A 19,595-nucleotide genomic window follows, 5' to 3' on the forward strand; every position below is an offset into this window, starting at 1 on the left:
ACGATCCGGGACCGGGTGGTGCAGATGGCGGCGAAGCTTGTGCTGGAGCCGATCTTCGAGGCGGACTTTCGTCCGAGCTCGTACGGCTTCCGGCCTCGTCGCAGCGCGACAGAGGCGCTGGAGACCCTCCGCAAGCTGGGAGCTCGCGGAGGCAACCACGTCCTGGACGCGGACATCCGCGACTACTTCGGCAGCATCGACCACGACAAGCTGATGAAGCTGGTCGAGCGACGCGTCTCGGATCGGCGGGTACTCAAGCTGCTGCGGCAGTGGCTCCGGTGCGGGGTGATGGACGAGGGGCGCGAAGTAGCGACGCTCTCTGGGACACCGCAGGGCGGCGTGATCTCGCCGCTCTTGTCGAACATCTTCCTGCACGTGCTCGATGCGGCGTGGGAGCGCCACGGTGCCCACCTGGGCACGCTGGTGCGCTACGCGGACGACTTCGTGATCGTGTGCAGCACGAGGTCGGCGTGCGAGCAGGCCGAGAAGCGCGTGCGCGAGGTGCTCGCGCGGCTCGGTCTGGAGCTCCACCCGGACAAGACGAGGCGGGTGGATCTCTCCTGGGGCAAGGAGGGCTTCGACTTCCTCGGCTGCCACCTGCGCAAGCGCATGAGCGGGCCGATCTGGGAGCAGTCACGCCGGCGCGTGTACTTTCTCCAGCGCTGGCCTTCTCAGCGCAGTATGAGGCGGGTGCGGCAGCGCGTGAAGGAGCTGACCGGTCGAGCCAGGAACGGCGTGAAGGACGTGCGGGTGCTGATCCGCGACCTGAACCCGGTGCTGCGCGGCTGGGGCAACTACTTCCGCACCGGGAATGCGGCGGACAAGTTCAACCAGATCGACAGCTACGTGTGGCGGCGGCTCTGTGGCTTCCTCGTGAAGCGCAAGGGGCGCAACCTGCGGGCGGGCGAGACCGAGGGTTGGACGCGCGACTTCTTCGTCGAAGGCCACGGGCTGTACCGCCTGCGCGGGACCATCCAGTACCCGGAGGCTGCGTAATGCAGCGGCCCGAGAGACCACCGGTAAGCCGTGTGCGGGAAATCCGCATGCACGGTTTGAAAGGGGGTCTTGCCCTTCATCGCCCGGCTTCACAGCCGGGCAGGAGAAAGTAGGATCTACCAATGGTGCGTCGTGACGAGATCGAGCCTGGACCCCGCCCGCGGGGCGAGGGAGCGGTCTCACGCTGCACGTCTCCAGCGGGTGAGAGTCCCGTCCGGGTAAGCGCCGGAGCGCCCGGTAGCAGGCCCCAGGTTGGCGGGGGAGACCCCGCGGCCCGAGCGGGGCGTCGAAAGCCTCCACGGAGGGAGCAAGAACGCGGGCCGCAACATGAAGTGAAGCCTGCCGCCTCGACAGAGAAACAACGAGGGAGCCGAGCCGCGCATGCCACGGCGAAGGCCACGTCCGTCGCGCCGCAGTCCGGAGCAGAACGCGCGACGGGTCCCTCCGGGGTACAGGGCGCAGCACGCGTTCAAGGAGAGGTGCGGAACACGGGAGACCCGTCTGCGTTGCCGTCGTCGCGGCAAGGTGGCTCGTATAAGCCGAAGGTGAAGTCGAGCGCCGCGCAGCGGGAGTCCGAGGGGGCCGTAGTACCGTCGAGGGCCGCGACGAACAACGCGGTCGGAGGGAGAGGCCCCTGCGGTGGTCGCGTCGGTCGAGGAGGTAAGCGCGAGGGCATGGCCGGCAGGACCGGTCCCAACCACCCCCGCGGGCGCGAGCCCGTGGACCAAGTGCGACAACTCCAACGCCGGCTGTGGGTCGCGGCCAAGCGGCATCCGGGGCGCCGGTTCCACGCGTTGTATGACCGCATCGCGAGGTGTGACGTCCTCGCGGAAGCGTGGAAGCGGGTGAAGCGGAACCGCGGTGCGGCGGGCGTCGATGCTCAGACGCTCGCCGACATCGAGCAGCACGGCGTGGAGCGCTTCCTTGAAGAGCTCCGCGTCGCGTTGCGCGCAGGCTCGTACCGGCCAGCAGCGGTGCTGCGCCGGTACATCCCGAAGGCTGACGGAAAGAAGCGGCCGCTAGGCATCCCGACGATCCGGGACCGGGTGGTGCAGATGGCGGCGAAGCTTGTGCTGGAGCCGATCTTCGAGGCGGACTTTCGTCCGAACTCGTACGGCTTCCGGCCTCGTCGCAGCGCGACAGAGGCGCTGGAGACCCTCCGCAAGCTGGGAGCTCGCGGAGGCAACCACGTCCTGGACGCGGACATCCGCGACTACTTCGGCAGCATCGACCACGACAAGCTGATGAAGCTGGTCGAGCGACGCGTCTCGGATCGGCGGGTACTCAAGCTGCTGCGGCAGTGGCTCCGGTGCGGGGTGATGGACGAGGGGCGCGAAGTAGCGACGCTCTCTGGGACACCGCAGGGCGGCGTGATCTCGCCGCTCTTGTCGAACATCTTCCTGCACGTGCTCGATGCGGCGTGGGAGCGCCACGGTGCCCACCTGGGCACGCTGGTGCGCTACGCGGACGACTTCGTGATCGTGTGCAGCACGAGGTCGGCGTGCGAGCAGGCCGAGAAGCGCGTGCGCGAGGTGCTCGCGCGGCTCGGTCTGGAGCTCCACCCGGACAAGACGAGGCGGGTGGATCTCTCCTGGGGCAAGGAGGGCTTCGACTTCCTCGGCTGCCACCTGCGCAAGCGCATGAGCGGGCCGATCTGGGAGCAGTCACGCCGGCGCGTGTACTTTCTCCAGCGCTGGCCTTCTCAGCGCAGTATGAGGCGGGTGCGGCAGCGCGTGAAGGAGCTGACCGGTCGAGCCAGGAACGGCGTGAAGGACGTGCGGGTGCTGATCCGCGACCTGAACCCGGTGCTGCGCGGCTGGGGCAACTACTTCCGCACCGGGAATGCGGCGGACAAGTTCAACCAGATCGACAGCTACGTGTGGCGGCGGCTCTGTGGCTTCCTCGTGAAGCGCAAGGGGCGCAACCTGCGGGCGGGCGAGACCGAGGGTTGGACGCGCGACTTCTTCGTCGAAGGCCACGGGCTGTACCGCCTGCGCGGGACCATCCAGTACCCGGAGGCTGCGTAATGCAGCGGCCCGAGAGACCACCGGTAAGCCGTGTGCGGGAAATCCGCATGCACGGTTTGAAAGGGGGTCTTGCCCTTCATCGCCCGGCTTCACAGCCGGGCAGGAGAAAGTAGGATCTACCAATGGCCCGTATCGCCCCGGTCCCGAACATCCCTGCCATCCCCGGGATGAACCCCGGCGTCTTCGAGATGGGGGGCGGCGGCGGTGGTGGTGGCTCCGGCGGTCGCGGGCACGATCTCGCCGCCAGGCGAGATGCACTCCAATCCTTGCGCGGCCCGGAGGGCGGCTATGCGCGTTCGCATCGCGGGCTTGCCTCGTTCTGGCGAACCATCGCGGACGAGGTTCTCGTTCGGCCGACTCCGCCAGAGTTCCTCCCCTTGCTCACACAGCTCGACGACTGGCTTGCCGGCGGGCCTGCCTGCGCCTTGGTGGTGAGCGCCGATCCCGGGACACGTACGGCCCTCCTGGCGCGATGGGCTCTATCGATCGTGGAGCGCAAGTCAGCCGAGGTGATCTTCCTGCCGGTAAGTCCCTGCATCGGAACCGCGGTCGAACGCGATATGCTGAAGCTGTTCTTCGGTCTATTTCGGAGTTCAGCAACGGCGGTCTTCAGTCGGCCGCGCAGCCCCGAGGAGCTGATGCTGTCAATCCGAATGGCGCTTCGGGGCGTCGACTCAGTCTCGTCGGTTCCCAACGAGGAATGCCCTCAGTTGCTCGTCATCGTGGACGGGATCGAGCGGGCGGCAGATGGGTGGCCGCACAGGAGGATGCCCTTCCTGAGTGAAGCCTACGACGGGGCACACATCATTGTCTCGACCAGCCCGGAGAGTCCTTCGGCGCGCGGCGTTGGGTTGCATGAACGGCTCGCCTGGTCTCCGGAGCAGACGAGAGTGTTCTTGCTTGCCGGCGAGCGCGACTCTTCGGAAGAAACGACGCAGGCGCGGCGGACGGCCGAGAGCGCTGGCGACATGGAACCCTCGCTGGCCCGCTTCTTCGATGCGCTTGGGACGGCGCTCGCTCCTGTATCGAACGACGGCCTCGTCTCGGCACTAAGGTTGGACCCAACCGAGGTTGAGGCCTTCAAGGACGGGCCGCACGCTGCTCAGCGGCTCGTCGTGCTGAGCGACGATGGCACGTTTTCCTTCCGCGACGACGCGACTCGTGCAGGTTGGACGATGGACACGAACAAAGTCGCGTCCATCGAAGATGCCCTCATCGTGAGGGGGCTGGCGGCGCTCACGCGTGGAACCATCTCGCCCGAGGCGTGGCCATCCTACCTCGTGGAGTACCTGGGCGCCCACATGAAGCGGCGCTCTGTATCAATATTTGACTTGCTGACGCTCGTGTCACCCGAGTGGCTCCGAATCTGGATGAGCCATCCCGGAGGCTTGGTCGGGTTCACCACGGACGCTCGCCGCGCGCGCTACGCCGCCGAGGACGCGCTCATCGAAGCCTGCCGTCCGGAGCGCGCTGCAGCGGCCGAGCAAGAGAGGGCAACGCTTCTCTGCGTTATCGTTCGGTGCGCCCTGGTCGAAGCTTCCTTGTTCGCGAAGGAGAGAAGTGTCGAAGAAGTAGATTATCGCACGGCGCCTTATGTAGAGCCAACGGTGGATGTGACGAGGCCGACTGGAGCCGTGCGCGAGCGTGCCGAGGCGCTGGTGACGTTCGCCTCCCTGGTGACAGGCTCGGAGCAGCAGCTGATTCAGGGATGGGCAACGGATGCGTGCGCAGGTCTCGATGAGATCCTTCCCCGGTCCATCCCTCACGTGACGACGGACCGGAGCGCGGCCGACCCCGAGCGCACCCGCCGGATCCGCGCGGGCGCGACGTACGACGAGGTCGACGCGTATCTGTCGAGGGACATAGTGATTCGCCCCACGGACCTCTCGCCCGATGAAGCTTGGCGCCTCGCGGAGAGCCGAGAAGGGGAATCTCGGATGGTCTCCTTCGCGGGCATCTTGCCCGATCTCCCCGAGGAGATGCGCGAGAAGGCCGTACGAGAGGTCATGTCCTCCTACTGGGCCCACGGCGACCGGCTGGCCTTGCGCGTCCTTTCGGCTTGCGCGCCCTGGATGGCCCTCCCCGATGCAGCCAGGGTCATCTGCAACGAGCTCGGCAACGACTGGACGGACGAGCTTCCGCGGATGTTGGTAGGCTTCGGCAGCCTCACCGAGCTCTCTCCGCTCTTGCTGCGGCTCGGCGGGACGGCGGCGATCGTGGGGGTCGCCCGTGCCATCGCCGAGGTGGGCCAATGGCTCCCCTAGCTCCGCGTGTCACAGGTCCCGCCAGAAACACCGGTCGATGACGATCAGCGGCCGGGAACACGAGCGATTTTCGTAGCTTCCGCCTGTTTCGCCGCCGAAGGCGGCTCCGGTGTGGCCCGACAGGGCGCCCTCCGCCGCCGCGTCGCCCGCGGTGAAGGGCTCGCGGCATCACCGGTTCCACGGTGCGGCCACGCTGCACGCGCCGCGCTTTCGTGGACCCGTCAGCACGTCATCGACGCCGAACGCGACGTGCTGCATCGCCTTCGCGCGCCCCAAAGCCCTGTACGAGGGGCAGGAAGAGCTCGTCGACGATGGACTGGATGCGCGCGGGCTTCAGCGGCTTGAGACCCATGAGCAGGTCGTGCCGCACGAGGTCGTACGGCAGGGCGAGCACGGCGGAGGGGATGCGCTCGAGGTTGATCTCACCGCGGTCGTGGGCGCGTTGGTAGGGGATGCGGACGCGCGGCTTCTGGGTGTCCATGACCTTGTCGCGCACCTGCGAAGGGGTCAGGCCGGTGCCGGCCAGCAGCCCCGAGAAGGCGGCGGCCGCGGCGATGGCGAAGAAGCCGGCGAGGGCGTCGCTCAGGGCCGTCAGGTGGGCGAGCAGGTCGCCGCGCAGCGCGCCGGTGTCGGGGACCGCGACCGGGCTCACGTCCCGGCGGTGCTGGATGGCGGCGAACACCAGCTCGTCCTTGTTCGCCCAGCGACGGTACAGGACCGCGATCCCCGTGCGAGCGCGCGCGGCGACCGACTCCATGGTCAGGTTCGCGAAGCCGACCTCGACCAGCTCCTCCCAGGTCGCGTCGAGCAGATCGGCCTCGAGCTGCGCGCCGCGTCGCCTGCGGCGCGCTCGCGTTCGTGTTCCTGTCGTCATGGCCCCGCTTGTTTAGAGATATTTTCATTTCTTATCAACGCCGCGGATGATAAGAGATGGATCACTCTCTTCAACCGGAGGCTGACGATGGCGGATCCCGAGGCGTGCGCAGTGCTGATCGTCGGCGCCGGCCCGACCGGGTTGACGCTGGCCTGCGGGCTCGCCCGCAGCGGCGTGTCCTTCCGCCTCATCGAGGCCGCCCCAGGCCCGCGGCCCGGCTCGCGCGGCAAGGGCGTCCAGCCGCGCACGCTCGAGGTCTTCGACGATCTCGGCATCGTCGATCGCGTGATCGCCCACGGCCGGATGGCGATGCCGATCCGCTCCACGGCTCCCGACGGCCGGGTGACGCTGGGCGGCGCCGTCCCCGAGGCGTTGACGGGTCGCTCCGACATCCCCTATCCGGCGAGCCTGATCACGCCCCAGTGGCGCACCGAGGAAGCGCTGCGGCTCCGGCTTTTGGAGCTCGGCGGCGCGGTCGAATTCGGCGCTGCGCTCGCGAGCTTCGAGCAGTCCGACGAAGGCGTGTCGGCGGTGGTCGTCAAGGGCGGCGAGACGGAGACGGTCGTCGCGCGCTGGCTGGTCGGCTGCGACGGCGGCCACAGCGTCGTCCGCAAGCAGGCCGGCATCGCGTTCGAGGGCGAGACCCGCGAGGAAGTGCGGATGATCGTCGCCGACGTCGGCGTCGACGGCCTCGACCGCGACGCCTGGCACATCTGGTGGCATGAGGAGGGCGTCTTCGGCCTCTGCCCGCTGCCCTCGACCGACCTCTTCCAGTATCACGCCGTCGTCGCGCCGCGACAGGACCCCGAGCTCAGCCTCGCGAACATGCTGGCGATCCTCGAGCGGCGGAGCGGCCGCACCGACCTCCGGCTCCACGAGCCGATATGGTCGTCGCTGTGGCGCGCGAACGTCCGCCTCGTCGACAGGTATCGCGAGGGTCGCGTGCTCCTCGCCGGCGACGCGGCGCACATCCACTCGCCCGCCGGCGGCCAGGGGATGAACACGGGCATCCAGGACGCGCACAACCTCGGCTGGAAGCTGGCGGCTGTCGCGAAGGGCGCCTCGCCGGCATTGCTCGACAGCTACGAGGCCGAGCGGCGGCCGATCGCGGCCGGCGTGCTCGCGATCTCGAACACGCGCCTCCAGCAGGTGCTCGAGCGGAAGGACGTCGCCCTCCGCCGCGATGCGAGCATCACCCAGCTCGACATCCACTACCGCGGCTCTTCCCTGGCGCGCGACGACCGCGACGAGGGTGCCCTGCTCCGCGCCGGCGACCGCGCCCCCGACGCGACGAAGCTGACCACGGTGGAAGGTGAACGACGGCTGTTCGAGCTGACGCGCGGCGGGCGCTTCACGTTGCTGCGCTTCGGGCCTGCGCCTGCGATCGGCGCCTCAGCCTCCGATCTGAGGACGCTCCATGTCGTCGGACAGCCGACGGGCCCCGACGACGTCGCCGACACCGCTGGCCATCTCGCCCACGCCTACGGCGCGACGGAGCGCACCCTCGTGCTCATCCGTCCCGACGGCTACGTCGCGCTGATCTCCGACGCCGGCGACGCCTCGGCAGTGTCGGACCATCTCGCCGCGTTCAGCTGAGCGTTGCGACGGCGGGTCTGCGACGGGCGCGACAGAGAAGCGCAAACCCGATGTGAGCGAAGTGCGCTCTGGCAGCGGCGAGGGCCATGAGGGCGTTCGGCGCCAGCCGACCGTTGCTTCGACGATGCGAAGCGTGGTCACGGGACGACCAGCACTGGAGCGCCCTTGCGGACCACGTAAGATATGACGAACTTGAGCGGCTTCGTGGCGCTCGTGTTCTTGAACATCACGTGGGGCACGTTCGGCAAGTCCCGAAAGCTCTGCCCTTCGCGGACCTCGGTGGTCTTGCCGCCCTCGAAGGTGGATTCGAAGCTGCCGTTCACTACGTACCCGACGCCGGCCGCCGGGTGGTGGTGCGGCGGCGCCGCGACGCCGGGCGCATACTCGATGAGGTACATCCGCGTCTCCCACCCGGGAAGCTCCTGCAAGTCCGACTGATCGAGCAGCGTGCGCGAGATCCCCTGGGCAGTTTTCGGTTCCTGGGCGCGCTCCGCGCTTCCTGCGGAGCCTGGCGCGGTCGTCGCCGGAGCTCGTGCATTCGGGTGCGTTTCCACCGCAGGCGAGGCAAGTTGGTTGGCGTTGGCCGCCGGCACTGGAGCCGCGCCGCCCTCGGTTTCCTGCGTTCGAACGATCGGCGTCGCCTCCGGCCCGTTCAGCGGGAGCTTCGAGTCAGCGGACACAGGCGCCGGCGACGGTTGCGTCGCACAAGCGCTCACCAGGAAAAGCAACAACGCCGCACCGCCGAACAACGTCGAGGGAAACTTGCAATCGAGCACGCTCTTTCCCATGGCACTCCTCTTCTAAGTCAAACCGTCCGGGGCGAGCTCAGAGATGCGTGGCGATTGCGGCAACTGCCGCTGCCGAGCGCCTCTTCATCGCACACTTCCTGACAGGGCCCGCACGCGTCTCCGCATCAGGAGAGGTTCTTGGAACGCCCCCCCCCATATAACTACATTTGTAGTTCACAGCTTGCCGCTTGTCAACGGTCCAAAGCAGGGGGGACACGGCCCGGTCAGGGGCAGCGTCTCGGAGAAGGCCAGCCGTCGGGCCGGTTGCAACCAATCACCGGCAGGCTGACGCCTTGGATGCGAGCGCGTCGCATCCAAGGCGTAGCCGCTCCGCGGAGCGCGTTCCGAAGCCGGCGCTTTGGAACGCAACCGCTGCGCGCGGGCGATCAACTACACAAAATCTGTTCTTTTTTGCGACTTTGCGGCTTTGCGACGTTGCGTTGAAATCTCTCTCCGGGTCCCTGGCGGGACCTCTGGCGGGCGAAACTAGCTCTCTTCACCGATAAGGCCCTGCTGCCGGCGCTCCCGGCAGCCGGCAGGAGCCGCTCGCGCAGGACGGGTGGCCGAACCAGCCCGCGAGCCACTTCCTGTTGCCCGACAGCGCGTGGAAGAAGCGCTCCGCCATCTTCGAGAGCGTGTCGCCGCTCAGCCGGTACGACCACTCGCGATACCCCTCGAGCGCCCAGAGCGCCACGATGAAGGCCGCGGGGCCGGCCCAGACCTCGCCGCGATCGCTGATCACGACGAGCTCCTCGCCGAGCCAGGGCACGGCCCCGTACCGCTCCGCCGCCTCGGGCGAGCCGGCGGGCAGGAACTCCATCTCGACCAGCGCCGCCTGGTGCTCCATCCAGTGGCGGCACCGCGCGCACAGCGCGCATTCGGCGTCATAGAGCACGGTGATTCGCTCGATCATGGCCCGCTCTCCTCGCAGCGCGGAGGCCAGGGCGCCTGGCCGTGCCGCCAGCGCGAGGCGCCACGGCGCCCCGCGCCCGCGTCCGGGTTCGTCACGCCGAGACCTCCGCGACGGCCCGCCGGCGCTGTCGCTGCGCGGCCATCTCCTCTTCCGCGCGCTCCGTGCGCGGATCGATGCGCATCTGCGGCGCGACCGGAGGCGGCAGGACCGCGAGCTTCGCGCGGCGGCGGATGCGGTGGAACACGAGGAGGTTCGTGAAGTGCATCAGCGCGAGCGAGAGCAAGAGCAGGCCCAGCTTCGACGACAGCACCTCGACCGCCTCCGTCAGCGTCGCCGAGCCTTCCGCCTTCAGGATCAGCGACGCATACCCCAGGTTCACCAGGTAGAACCCCACCACGAGCAGGCGGTTCACCGCCTCGGCCATCCTCGGGTTGTCGGCGAACACCTCCTCCAGGAACACCGATCCATTCTTGAACAGCGTGCGGGCGATCCAGATCGTCAGTCCGACGCTGATGACCGCATAGGCCCCGTACACCGCGATGAGATAGCTTTCGACCCCGTCTGCCATGGTTCGTCTCCTCGACAGGCCTCTCAGCAGCGCCCGTGCCATCCGCGGGATCCGCGCCGATCGGCTGGATCAAGGCGCGGCGCCGGGCCGCGGTGCCCAGGCCATGGGCAGGCCGCTGCCCACGCCGTGGACACCTCGCGCCCCCGGGGCATTCGGCGTTATCGTCGGGGCTTCCTACCCCGCCGAGGCCGTGTGAGACCCCTGGTCGCTCTCGCGTACTACCCGCTCTGGGCCGCTGCCGTCACCGTCGCTGTCACCGCGCTGCGGCTCGGGCGCAATGTGGGCCGCGGCCTCGTCGCCCTCTGCTTCTTCCTCGCCTTCTGGGTCACAGGGCTCATCCTGCTCGAGACCGACGGCACGCTCGCCCTCGCCGAGCACGTCCTCCCGAGCGGGATCATCGTCGCCGCGGGCCTCGCCCACGCCTACACCGACGTCGCCGGCGCCTCGCGCCGCCCCGTCGCCCTGGCGTACGCCGTGAGCGCCGCGGTCGCGCTGCTCGGGGCCGTGGACCCGCGCCTCTTCTACGGTCCTGCGGCCCGCTCGCCGGGACCGCTGTTCTTCCCGCTCTCGGTCGTCATGGCCGTCGCCTGGGTCGTGGTCGCCGTTCACATCGGGCGCGCCGCGCTCGCGGCCCGGGGGCTCCAGCGGCGGCGCATCGCTGCGCTCTTCTTCGGCAGCGTGCTCGCGACGCTCGGGGGCGGGTTCGTCGTGGGGCTGCGCGTGCTCCGGCTGGGCGACGTGCTCCTCGGCGCGCCGCTCCTGCTCCTCGCCATCCTGCTCGTGGCCTACGCCGTGCTCATCGGCGAGCTGGGCCGCTCCCGCCGCGTCTTCGCGCAGGGGCTCGCCTACGCCGGCCTGACGGCGCTCGTCTCGACGCTCGGGCTCGTTGTCTTCTTCAAGGTCCTGCCCGGGCTCGCGCCGGGCGGCGGCGCGTCGCTCGGCTGGCTCGCCTTCGTCGTCTTCCTCGCCGCGCTCCCGTCCGACCCGCTGCGCATGCTCGTCGTGGAGCACCTCGGGCGCCGGCTTTTCTCGAGGCCCATCGGCGTCCGCGACCTCGCCGACGAGATCGAGCGCGTCGAGGTGCGCGCCGACCAGGCCGAGCGGCTCGCCGAGCTCGGCCGCCTCGCGAGCGCGGTCGCGCACGAGATCCGCAATCCGCTCGGGGTCATCGCCGCGCAGGCGAAGCTGCTCGAGCGGCAGGGCATAAGGCCCGAGACCGTGGCGTCGCTGCGCGCCCAGGTCGACCGGGCGAGGCGCTTCCTCGACGATCTCCTCCGCTACAGCCGCCCGAGGCCGCTCGAGGTGAGCGAGGTCGACGTGCTCTCCACGCTGCGGCTCGCGGCGAGCCAGGTCCGGCAGATCGTCGGCGAGGGCGCGCCGCCCATCGAGGTGGCGTCCGAGTCAGGCGGGTCGATCTTCGTCGAGGCCGACCGCGGGGCGTTCCTCGACGTCGCGACGGCGCTGCTGCAGAACGCGGCCATCGCGCTCGACGGGAGCCCCGAGGGGCGGATCCGGGCGGTGGTCACGCGCGGCGAGGGCGGCTTCGTTGTCGTGCGCGTGGAAGACAACGGCCCTGGGGTGCCGGCCGAGATCGAGGCGATGCTGTTCCAGCCGTTCGTGACGGGGCGGGGGCGAGACGCGAAGCACCCGGGCACGGGCCTCGGCCTGGCCGTCGCGGCGCGCTGGCTGGAGCGGCACGGGGGAGCGCTGCGCCACGAGCGCGCCCCGGGGGGCGGCGCGCGTTTCGAGGCGCGGTGGCCCGAGAGGGCGGCGGAGGCGGCGGGGTGAGGTGGCATCGGGGCAGCTGAACGGAAGGGAAACGACGTGAAAAGCAGCGATTTCATCAGCTCGTCCGCTGCGCTGGGGGCGGCGGCGTTGATCCTCGCCGGCTGCGGCGCAAACGAAGGCGACGGCCTTGGCAAAGCACGACTGGCTGTCGGACAGGAACTCGCCTCGGAGGCGGAGCCCAACGGGACGGCGTTGCAGGCGAACGCCATCTCCAGCGACACGGTCGTGCGCGCCAACCTCGTTCCGGACGGCGATGCGGATCTCTTCTCGTTCCAGGCGCCCGCCGGGAGCCGTGTCTACGCGGCCGTGATGTCCGCGTCTTCCACCGCGTCGCAGGACGCCGACCTCGACATCCTCGATCAGGACGGCACAACAGTGCTGGAGACCGACGTCTTCAACGGGTCGTTCGGGGGCTTGTCGCCGAGCATCGCGGGCACGCCCCTCGCGACCGCAGGAACGTACTACGCGCGCGTGCGCGTGCCCTCCGCGACCGTCCAGGTGCGCCCCTACGACCTCCACCTCAAGGTGCAGAGCGGCGTGCCCATAGCGGAGGTCGAGCCGAACGACACGACACCGCAGGCGCTCCCCGCGACCGGCTGGATCGCTGGCACGCACAGCGGCGCGACCGATGTCGACAGCTACTCGCTCTCCCTCAACGCCGGCGACACCCTCTTCGCGAGCCTCGATCAGGACCCGACGCGCGACCTCACGCAGTTCGCCGCCGCGCTCGCGATCGGCCCCTTCGGGTCCGGGTTCGACATCCAGGTGGACAATCAAGCCGGGCCTGTCGAGACACCGTACTCGGACGCCATCTTCGCGACGGTGAAATCAGCGGGTACCTACAGGGTGACGGTGACGGGCTCGGTGACGGCGGGTGATTACGGGCTCAGCGTGAGCGTGCATCCTGCGGCGCCGAGCGTGGGGTGCACCACGTACGACAGCGCGAACGTGCCCAGGGACATCCTCTTCGGCGCGCCCACGACGTCGTTCATCGACGTCCCGGGCGCGCCCCGTATCGGTGACCTGAACGTGAGCGTCCGGCTCAGCCATCCCATGCCTCCCGACGTGGACGTGTACCTCGTCTCGCCGGCCGGCAACACCAACGGTCTATTCACCGATATCGGCAGCAGGACCTACCCGAACCTCGAACTCACGATCGACGACGAGGCTGCGTTCCCGGCCGGACACTTCACCCTGCTGAACGGCATGATGGTGCAGCCGGAGCTCGACTACCGCTTGCACTGGTTCGATGGGGAGAACGCTGGAGGCCGGTGGACGCTCACGCTCCGGGACGATACGGACAACTCGAACAACCTCGGCGTGTTGTCCGCGTGGAGCCTCACGATCTGCGACGCGCCGATCCCCGCGCCCTCGTGCTCTAGCGGCGACGCCCCGGCCGCCCTGCTGTCAGCGGACTTCGAGGGCGGCGCGCAGGGTTTCACGCACGCCGGCACGGCCGACGCGTGGGCGGTCGGCACACCGAGCGCCGCGCCGATCGCGACGTGCAACGGCGGGACGCAATGCTGGAAGACGAACCTCTCCGGCGTGTACAACGCGAGCTCGAATCAGGATCTCGTCTCCCCGCCGATCGACCTGTCCGGGGTGCAGGCGCCCATCCAGCTCCGCTGGGCGATGAAGTACCAGCTCGACGACGCGTCCTCGGATTACGGATGGGTGGAGATCCGAGAGGTCGGGGGTGCGAACGCCAGACGCCTCTGGGAGTTCCTCGACGCATCGATGACCACGACCGTCGGTAGCTCCAACCTGGTGCTCCAGGAGAGCGCGGGATGGGGCACGCACTACGCCGACATCAGCGGATACGCCGGAAAGCGAGTCGAGGTGGTATTCCACCTCGACAGCGACGCGATCGTCCAGCTCGCCGGTCTCGCGATCGACGACGTGTCGGTCCTGGGCTGCCCGCGCAGCGGCACGGGCGAAGGCGGCGGTACCGGCGGCGGAAGCACCACGGGTGAGAGCGGCGCGACGGGCAGCGGCGGTGGCGGCGCGGGGACTGGCGGCGCCACGGCGACCGGAGGCGCCGTCACGAGCGGCGCAAGCACCACGGGTGAAGGCGGCGCGACGGGCAGCGGCGGTGGCGGCGCAGGGGTCGGCGGCGCCGCGGCGGGCAGCGGCGGCAGCACCACGGGCGAAGGCGGCGCGACCGGCAGCGGCGCCGGCGGCGCGGCGACCGGCGGGGCCACGGCGGTCAGCGGCGCCGGCACGAGCGGCGGCAGCACCACGGGCGAAGGCGGCGCGACGGGCAGCGGCGCCGGCGGCGCGGGGACCGGCACCCCCGCGTCGGGCACCGGCGCGGGCGCCAGCTCGAACGGCGACCCATCCGCCAGCAGCGATACGACGGGCGGCTGCGGGTGCCGCTTCGTGGGGGGTGACGAGCCCCCGTGGCCATGGCCCGCGGCGCTCGCGCTCATCGCGCTGGTCAGAATGCGTTGTAAGCGGTTGCGTTCGCAAAGCTCCTGAGGAGATCCTGCCCAGATGACCCCTGAAACCATCGATATCCTCGATCCGGACCTCTACCTCGCTGGTGCGCCGCACGATCGCTTCGAGATCCTCCGCCGGGAGGCGCCCGTCTACTGGCACCCCGAGCCGGCGGGCAGGGGCTTCTGGGCGATCACGCGGCACGCCGACGTCGCCCGCATCTCGCGCGATCCGGCCGCGTTCTGCTCGGGGCGCGGCCTCTTCATCGAGGATCTCCCGCCGGGGGACATGCGCGACAACCCCGATGTCATGATCATGATGGATCCGCCCAGGCACGGCCGGTTCCGGGCGCTGGTCAGCAAGGGGTTCACGCCCCGTGTCATCCAGCGCCTCGAAAGCCACGTGCGGGAGCTCGTGACGAGGCTCATCGACGACGCCTGCGAGCGCGGCGGGTGCGACTTCACCAGCGACATCGCGGGCAAGCTGCCGCTCGCCGTGATCCTCGAGATGCTCGGCGTCCCCCGCGAGGATCAGGAGCAGATGCTCGACTGGACGACGCGGTTCTTCGGGGCCAGCGATCCCGCCTATGGCGTCACGCCCGAGGAGCTGAACGCCGTGCTCCACAACATGAACGCCTATGCGCACCAGCTCGCCGAGCAGCGACGGAAAGAGCCCAAGGACGACATGTTGAGCCTGCTCATGGCCGCCGAGGTGGACGGCGAGAAGCTCTCCTACACGGAGTTCGGCGGCTTCTTCAACTTGCTGCTCACCGCCGGCCACGACACCACGAAGAACCTCATCTCCAACGGGATGCTCGCGCTCCTCGAGCACCCCGACCAGCGCCGGCGCCTGCTCGACGATCCCTCGCTCCTCCCGACCGCCATCGAGGAGATGCTGCGCTTCACGCCGCCGGTCTATTACTTCCGTCGCTCCGCGGTGCGGGACACCGAGATAGGCGGGCAGCGGATCGCGGCCGGGGACAAGGTGGTGCTGTGGTACGTCTCGGCCAACCGCGATGAGGCGGTCTTCAGCGATCCGCACAAATTCGATGTCGGCCGGACGCCCAACGAGCACCTCTCCTTCGGCATCGGCCCCCACGTGTGCCTGGGCCTCGTGCTCGCGCGCCTGGAAGCGCGGGTCGCCTTCGAGGAGCTCCTGCGCAGGCTCCCCGATCTCGAGCTCGCCGGGCCGGCGGTGCGGCTCCGCTCGAACTGGGTGAGCGGCGTGAAAGCGATGCCGGTCCGGTGCGCGCGCCCCGCCAGGTAGCGCGCGGCGGCGAGAAATAGGCGTCCCGTGCTGGGAATGGGCGCGAGCGACGGCGAACGAGCACGTCTCCGCGATCGGTGCGTCGGGGAATGCCAGGGCCGGCGGTCGGCCGAATGCCGTAGCCGGCACCCGTTGCGCCGGACGCCGAATGGAGAGGCTTCCTTGCTTGTGCGGCGCGGCCGCCGCATCGAAAAAGCCCCCGGGCCAGCGATGAGGAGAAGATGAGGAGAAGGCCATGGGAGACCAGGTGTACCCGCTGCAATCGAAGGAGACCTCGCAGAAACGGCACGATCTGGCGCCCGAGCCGGACGAGGCCTTCCGCGAGTTCAGCAAGCGCGTGTTCGCCGAGGGCGCCCTGCCGGCGAAGGTGAAGCAGCTCATCGCCGTCGCCGTGGCGCACGTCACGCAGTGCCCGTATTGCATCCGTGGCCACACCCAGGGCGCGCTTCGACACGGAGCGAGTGAGCAGGAGATCATGGAGGCCATCTGGGTCGCAGCCGAGATGCGCGCGGGCGGCGCGTTCGCGCACTCGGTCATCGCGATCGCCGCGATGGGGGAGCCGCCGACCCGATAGGCCGGCGTCCAGGCCCATGTTCGAAGGAGGAGGGCCATGAGCACCGGGAAGGCGGAGTCCACGAATCACCGGCAGATTGGCCGGGAGACCGTCGTGCAGCGCGAGGGCTTGGAGGATCGTACGCTCGTCGTGGTCAAAGCGCGCCTCGCCTCGTAGGGTTTGCAACGAGAAGGGAAGAAGGGGGCGTGGCCAACGTGAGGCGACGAACGGCGACGGGGAGGGCGCGGACTGCGCGCGTCGGTGCCGAGACGGCGGACGCGGTGCTCCTCAAGAGGGCTTACGAGCAGCCCGAAGCGGCCGACGGGTACCGTGTGCTCGTGGACAGGCTGTGGCCGCGAGGCGTGCGCAAGGACACGCTCGCGATCGACGCCTGGATGAAGGAGGTCGGGCCGAGCGACGAGCTCCGCCGCTCGTTCGGTCACGACGCTGCCCGATGGGAGGAGTTCGCGGCGCGCTATCGCGAGGAGCTCCGCCGCCAGCCGGCCTCGGGGCTCGTGGACGAGCTCGTCGCGCAGGCGAAGCGCGGGACGCTCACGCTCGTGTACGGAGCAAAGGACGAGCTCCACAACCAGGCTGTCGTCCTCCGCGAAAGGATCGAGCAGCGGTTGCGCAGGGCTCGCATCCGTGCACCGGCCGCCCACGTCCCGGCAGAGGCCACCCCCCGGGCGCGAGATCGAGCCCTCGCGGCGCAACACCCTACCTCGTCGAGGGGGCGGGCCCTGGGCGCGACGAAGGCGCGTACGTCGCCCGCGCGGCGCACCGGCCCACGCGTGCGCTCGCATTGAGCTCGGCACGATGTCGCACCGAACCGCGGCCCGAACGACGAGGATCACCGTTCAAGTGAGGACGCCCTTCCGCCTCGCGCTCACCGTTGCCGCGCTTCAGAGGCGCCCCGAGAACCCGGTCGACACGTGGTCCGCGGATCGCCGCTACCTGCGGGCGTTCGACACCGCGCGCGGCCCGGTGGCCTGGGCGGTGACCGAGGAGGCAGGCGGGACGCGGCTCCGCGTCGAGCTCTTCGGGGACGTCCACGATCCGAGGAGGTGGCGCGGCCTGGTTACCCGGCTGCTCGGGACCGACATCGATCTGGTGCCATTCTACGCGCGAGCGGAGCGGTTGCCCGCCGTCGCCGCGCTCGCGGCGCGGTTCCGCGGGGTCAAGCCTCCACGCTTTGCCTCGCTCTGGGAGGCGATCGTGAACTCGGTGGTCTTCCAGCAGCTCAGCCTGGCAGCGGCGATGGCGGCGGTGCGACGCCTCGTGCTTCGGTTCGCGAGCCCCGTCGACCTCGCGGGGCAGCGGCTGTTCCCGTTCCCTCCGCCCGAGGTCGTGGCGAGCTCGACCCCGCACGATCTGCGCACCCTCGGCCTGAGCGGAGCGAAGGCGGACGCGCTGCGGACATGCGCGCGGATGATCGCGGCGGGCGAGCTGCGGGAGGAGGAGCTCGAAGCACTGGCCAATGGTGAAATCGAGCGGCGCCTGCGCGAGCTTCCGGGCATCGGGCCCTGGACCGCGTCGGTCATCCTGCTCCGTGGCTTTCGCCGGCTCGATGTCTTTCCGGGCGGAGACGTGGCGGCCGCTCGCGGCCTCGGCGCCATCGCCGGCGAGCACGGGGGCGAGCTCGTCGAGGCACTCGGTCCCTATCGCGGGATGTTGTACTTCCATCTGTTGCTGAGCTCGCTGGCTGCGCACCGGTCCGGGCCATCCCGCCTGGCCAGCCGGATGGCCCGCCCGACGTCGCAGTAGACCGGCCGCGCGCCAGGTGATGACCCGCAGGCCAGGCGCAGAAGAGCGAGGTAGGGAAAGAGCGTCTTCGAGAACATCCCGGAGAACCGCCGGATACTCGCTCTCGCCCGCGAATGGATCGGTGAGCGAGACGGTGGATGAAGCTTACAGCTCGCCTCGATCCGCCTGACGCCGGCCCCGCCCGCCGCCGCGTCCCGCGCAACCCTGGATCCGCGCCCTGGCGACGCGGTACGGTCACCCGTGACCGAGACCGTCCTGCTCATCGACGACGATCCGGGGTTCCGCGACGCCTACCGCGAGCTCCTCGCGCTGGAGGGCTACGCCGTCGCCGAGGCCGGGGCCGCCCCGAAGGCGCTCTCGGAGCTCCGCCGCACGAGCGCGCGCCTCGTCGTGCTCGACCTGATGCTCCCGCCGTCGGGCCGCGCCGAGGAGGGCGCGGCGCTCGCGGACAGGCTCCTCGCCGAGCGGCCCGCGGCCAAGGTGATCGTCGTCTCGGGCGCGGGCGAGACCCCGCTCGCGCTGCGCCTCGTCGAGCGCGGCGCGTACGACTTCCTGGCCAAGCCCGTCGACCCGGACGTGCTGCTCTCCGTGGTCGCTCGCGCCGCCGCGCGCCTCGCGCTCGAAGATCGGGTGGCGGAGCTCGAGCGCTCGCTCGCCGCCCGCGAGGGCGACGCCTCCGCGATGCTCGGCCAGTCGCCGGCCTTCCTCGAGGCGAGGACGCTGTGCGAGCGCGCGGCGCCGACCGACGTGCCGGTGCTCATCACCGGCGCGTCGGGGACGGGCAAGGAGGTGTTCGCCCGCTACCTGCACGCAAGGAGCCGCCGGAAGGACAAGGCCTTCATCGCCGTCAATTGCGGCGCGCTCGCACCGACCCTCCTGGAATCGACGCTGTTCGGCCACAGGAAAGGCGCCTTCACGAGCGCGATCAAGGACGCTCCCGGCCTGTTCGTCGAGGCGGACGGAGGGACCCTGTTCCTCGACGAGATCGGCGACATGGAGCCGGCGCTGCAAGTGAAGCTCCTGCGCGTGCTCGAGACGGGCGAGATCCTGCCGGTGGGCGCGGCGCGCCCGCTGACCGTGGACGTCCGTGTCGTGTCCGCCACCCACAGGGCGCTCGAGTCGATGGTGGCGGACAGGACCTTTCGCGACGACCTCTACTGGCGCGTGCGCGGCATCGAGATCGCCTTGCCGCGGCTCGCGGATCGCGTGGGCGATCTACCGCTCCTCGCGCAGCACTTCCTGAACCTGTCGCGGGCCCTCGTGCCGCGCTCGCCGGCGACCGCGATCTCGCCCGGCGCCATGCGCCGGCTCGAGGCCTGCGACTGGCCCGGCAACCTGCGAGAGCTCCGGCACGAGATGCAGCGCGCGCTCGTGATGGCCGGGGGCAGGGGAGAGATCCTCGAGGAGGACCTCTCGCCGGCCCGGCGAGGCAGCGGTCCCGCGGCTCTGGCAGGCGACGACGAGCCGGCTGACGGGGCGACGCTGGAAGAGAAGATCGCGGCGCTGGAGCGGCGCGAGATCGCCGCCGCGCTCCGGGCGACCCAGGGCAACAGGAGCCAGGCAGCGGCGCGGCTCGGGCTGTCGCGGCAGGGGCTGCTCAACAAGATGGATCGTCATGGGCTGAAGTGACCTCGGTCACTCGTGCGCTGGTGAAGGAAGAATTTGATCGAACGAGAATGATACGGGATCTCACGAGCTGAAGTGATGTCGGCCACTCATGTGTTGATGAAGGAAAAATTCAATCGATCAAGAACGACACGTG

At 69.8% G+C, this 19,595-nt stretch carries 15 protein-coding genes; 11 read left to right on the forward strand and 4 right to left on the reverse strand.

The window, feature by feature from the left end:
- Positions 1-3: 3 nt before the first annotated feature.
- The 3 genes from ltrA (POL72_RS40400) (at position 4) to POL72_RS40410 (ending at position 5,287) form a co-directional block, all read left to right on the forward strand.
- Positions 4-996 carry a group II intron reverse transcriptase/maturase gene (gene ltrA / locus POL72_RS40400; protein ID WP_272102910.1) on the forward strand — a complete coding sequence of 331 codons (993 nt, stop codon included), beginning with the start codon at positions 4-6 and terminating at the stop codon, positions 994-996.
- A gap of 674 nt (positions 997-1,670) precedes the next feature.
- Positions 1,671-3,023: a group II intron reverse transcriptase/maturase gene (gene ltrA, locus POL72_RS40405; protein ID WP_272102185.1), complete on the forward strand. Its 1,353-nt coding sequence runs from the start codon at positions 1,671-1,673 to the stop codon at positions 3,021-3,023.
- Positions 3,024-3,145: 122 nt separating this feature from the next.
- Positions 3,146-5,287 (forward strand): hypothetical protein, encoded by a 2,142-nt coding sequence (locus tag POL72_RS40410; protein ID WP_272102186.1) that lies wholly within the window; start codon positions 3,146-3,148, stop codon positions 5,285-5,287.
- A gap of 229 nt (positions 5,288-5,516) precedes the next feature.
- Here POL72_RS40410 and POL72_RS40415 read toward each other — a convergent pair whose 3' ends face one another.
- Positions 5,517-6,161, reverse strand: a complete 645-nt coding sequence (locus POL72_RS40415; RefSeq protein WP_272102187.1) for a TetR/AcrR family transcriptional regulator — start codon at positions 6,159-6,161, stop codon at positions 5,517-5,519.
- Positions 6,162-6,248: 87 nt separating this feature from the next.
- Here POL72_RS40415 and POL72_RS40420 point away from each other — a divergent pair, with 87 nt between their 5' ends.
- A complete protein-coding gene (locus POL72_RS40420; protein WP_272102188.1) occupies positions 6,249-7,757 on the forward strand; it encodes an FAD-dependent oxidoreductase in 1,509 nt (502 codons plus the stop codon).
- Between the two features lie 137 nt (positions 7,758-7,894).
- On the opposite strand, the gene POL72_RS40425 is transcribed toward POL72_RS40420, so the two are convergent.
- From POL72_RS40425 to POL72_RS40435, 3 genes are all read right to left on the reverse strand, one after another.
- Complete coding sequence (locus tag POL72_RS40425) at positions 7,895-8,185, reverse strand: cupin domain-containing protein (protein ID WP_272102189.1); 291 nt, start codon at positions 8,183-8,185, stop codon at positions 7,895-7,897.
- An 856-nt stretch (positions 8,186-9,041) separates the two neighbouring features.
- Positions 9,042-9,458 (reverse strand): thiol-disulfide oxidoreductase DCC family protein, encoded by a 417-nt coding sequence (locus tag POL72_RS40430; protein WP_272102190.1) that lies wholly within the window; start codon positions 9,456-9,458, stop codon positions 9,042-9,044.
- Between the two features lie 91 nt (positions 9,459-9,549).
- Positions 9,550-10,026 (reverse strand): hypothetical protein, encoded by a 477-nt coding sequence (locus POL72_RS40435; protein WP_272102191.1) that lies wholly within the window; start codon positions 10,024-10,026, stop codon positions 9,550-9,552.
- Positions 10,027-10,218: 192 nt separating this feature from the next.
- Here POL72_RS40435 and POL72_RS40440 point away from each other — a divergent pair, with 192 nt between their 5' ends.
- From POL72_RS40440 to POL72_RS40470, 7 genes are all read left to right on the forward strand, one after another.
- Positions 10,219-11,814, forward strand: coding sequence for a sensor histidine kinase (locus tag POL72_RS40440; protein WP_272102192.1), 1,596 nt, complete (start codon positions 10,219-10,221; stop codon positions 11,812-11,814).
- Between the two features lie 36 nt (positions 11,815-11,850).
- On the forward strand, positions 11,851-14,292 hold the full coding sequence (locus tag POL72_RS40445) for a proprotein convertase P-domain-containing protein (protein WP_272102193.1): 2,442 nt from the start codon (positions 11,851-11,853) through the stop codon (positions 14,290-14,292).
- Between the two features lie 15 nt (positions 14,293-14,307).
- Positions 14,308-15,516 carry a cytochrome P450 gene (locus POL72_RS40450; protein ID WP_272102194.1) on the forward strand — a complete coding sequence of 403 codons (1,209 nt, stop codon included), beginning with the start codon at positions 14,308-14,310 and terminating at the stop codon, positions 15,514-15,516.
- Positions 15,517-15,751: 235 nt separating this feature from the next.
- The gene (locus POL72_RS40455; RefSeq protein WP_272102195.1) at positions 15,752-16,090 is read left to right on the forward strand and encodes a carboxymuconolactone decarboxylase family protein; all 339 of its coding nucleotides are present in this window, start codon (positions 15,752-15,754) and stop codon (positions 16,088-16,090) included.
- 185 nt (positions 16,091-16,275) lie between these two features.
- Positions 16,276-16,875: a DUF488 domain-containing protein gene (locus POL72_RS40460; RefSeq protein WP_272102196.1), complete on the forward strand. Its 600-nt coding sequence runs from the start codon at positions 16,276-16,278 to the stop codon at positions 16,873-16,875.
- Between the two features lie 55 nt (positions 16,876-16,930).
- Positions 16,931-17,833: a DNA-3-methyladenine glycosylase family protein gene (locus POL72_RS40465; protein ID WP_272102197.1), complete on the forward strand. Its 903-nt coding sequence runs from the start codon at positions 16,931-16,933 to the stop codon at positions 17,831-17,833.
- 240 nt (positions 17,834-18,073) lie between these two features.
- A complete protein-coding gene (locus tag POL72_RS40470; RefSeq protein WP_272102198.1) occupies positions 18,074-19,462 on the forward strand; it encodes a sigma-54-dependent transcriptional regulator in 1,389 nt (462 codons plus the stop codon).
- Positions 19,463-19,595 lie beyond the last annotated feature (133 nt).

The organism is Sorangium aterium, from assembly GCF_028368935.1.
GTDB classification, from domain to species: domain Bacteria; phylum Myxococcota_A; class Polyangia; order Polyangiales; family Polyangiaceae; genus Sorangium; species Sorangium atrum.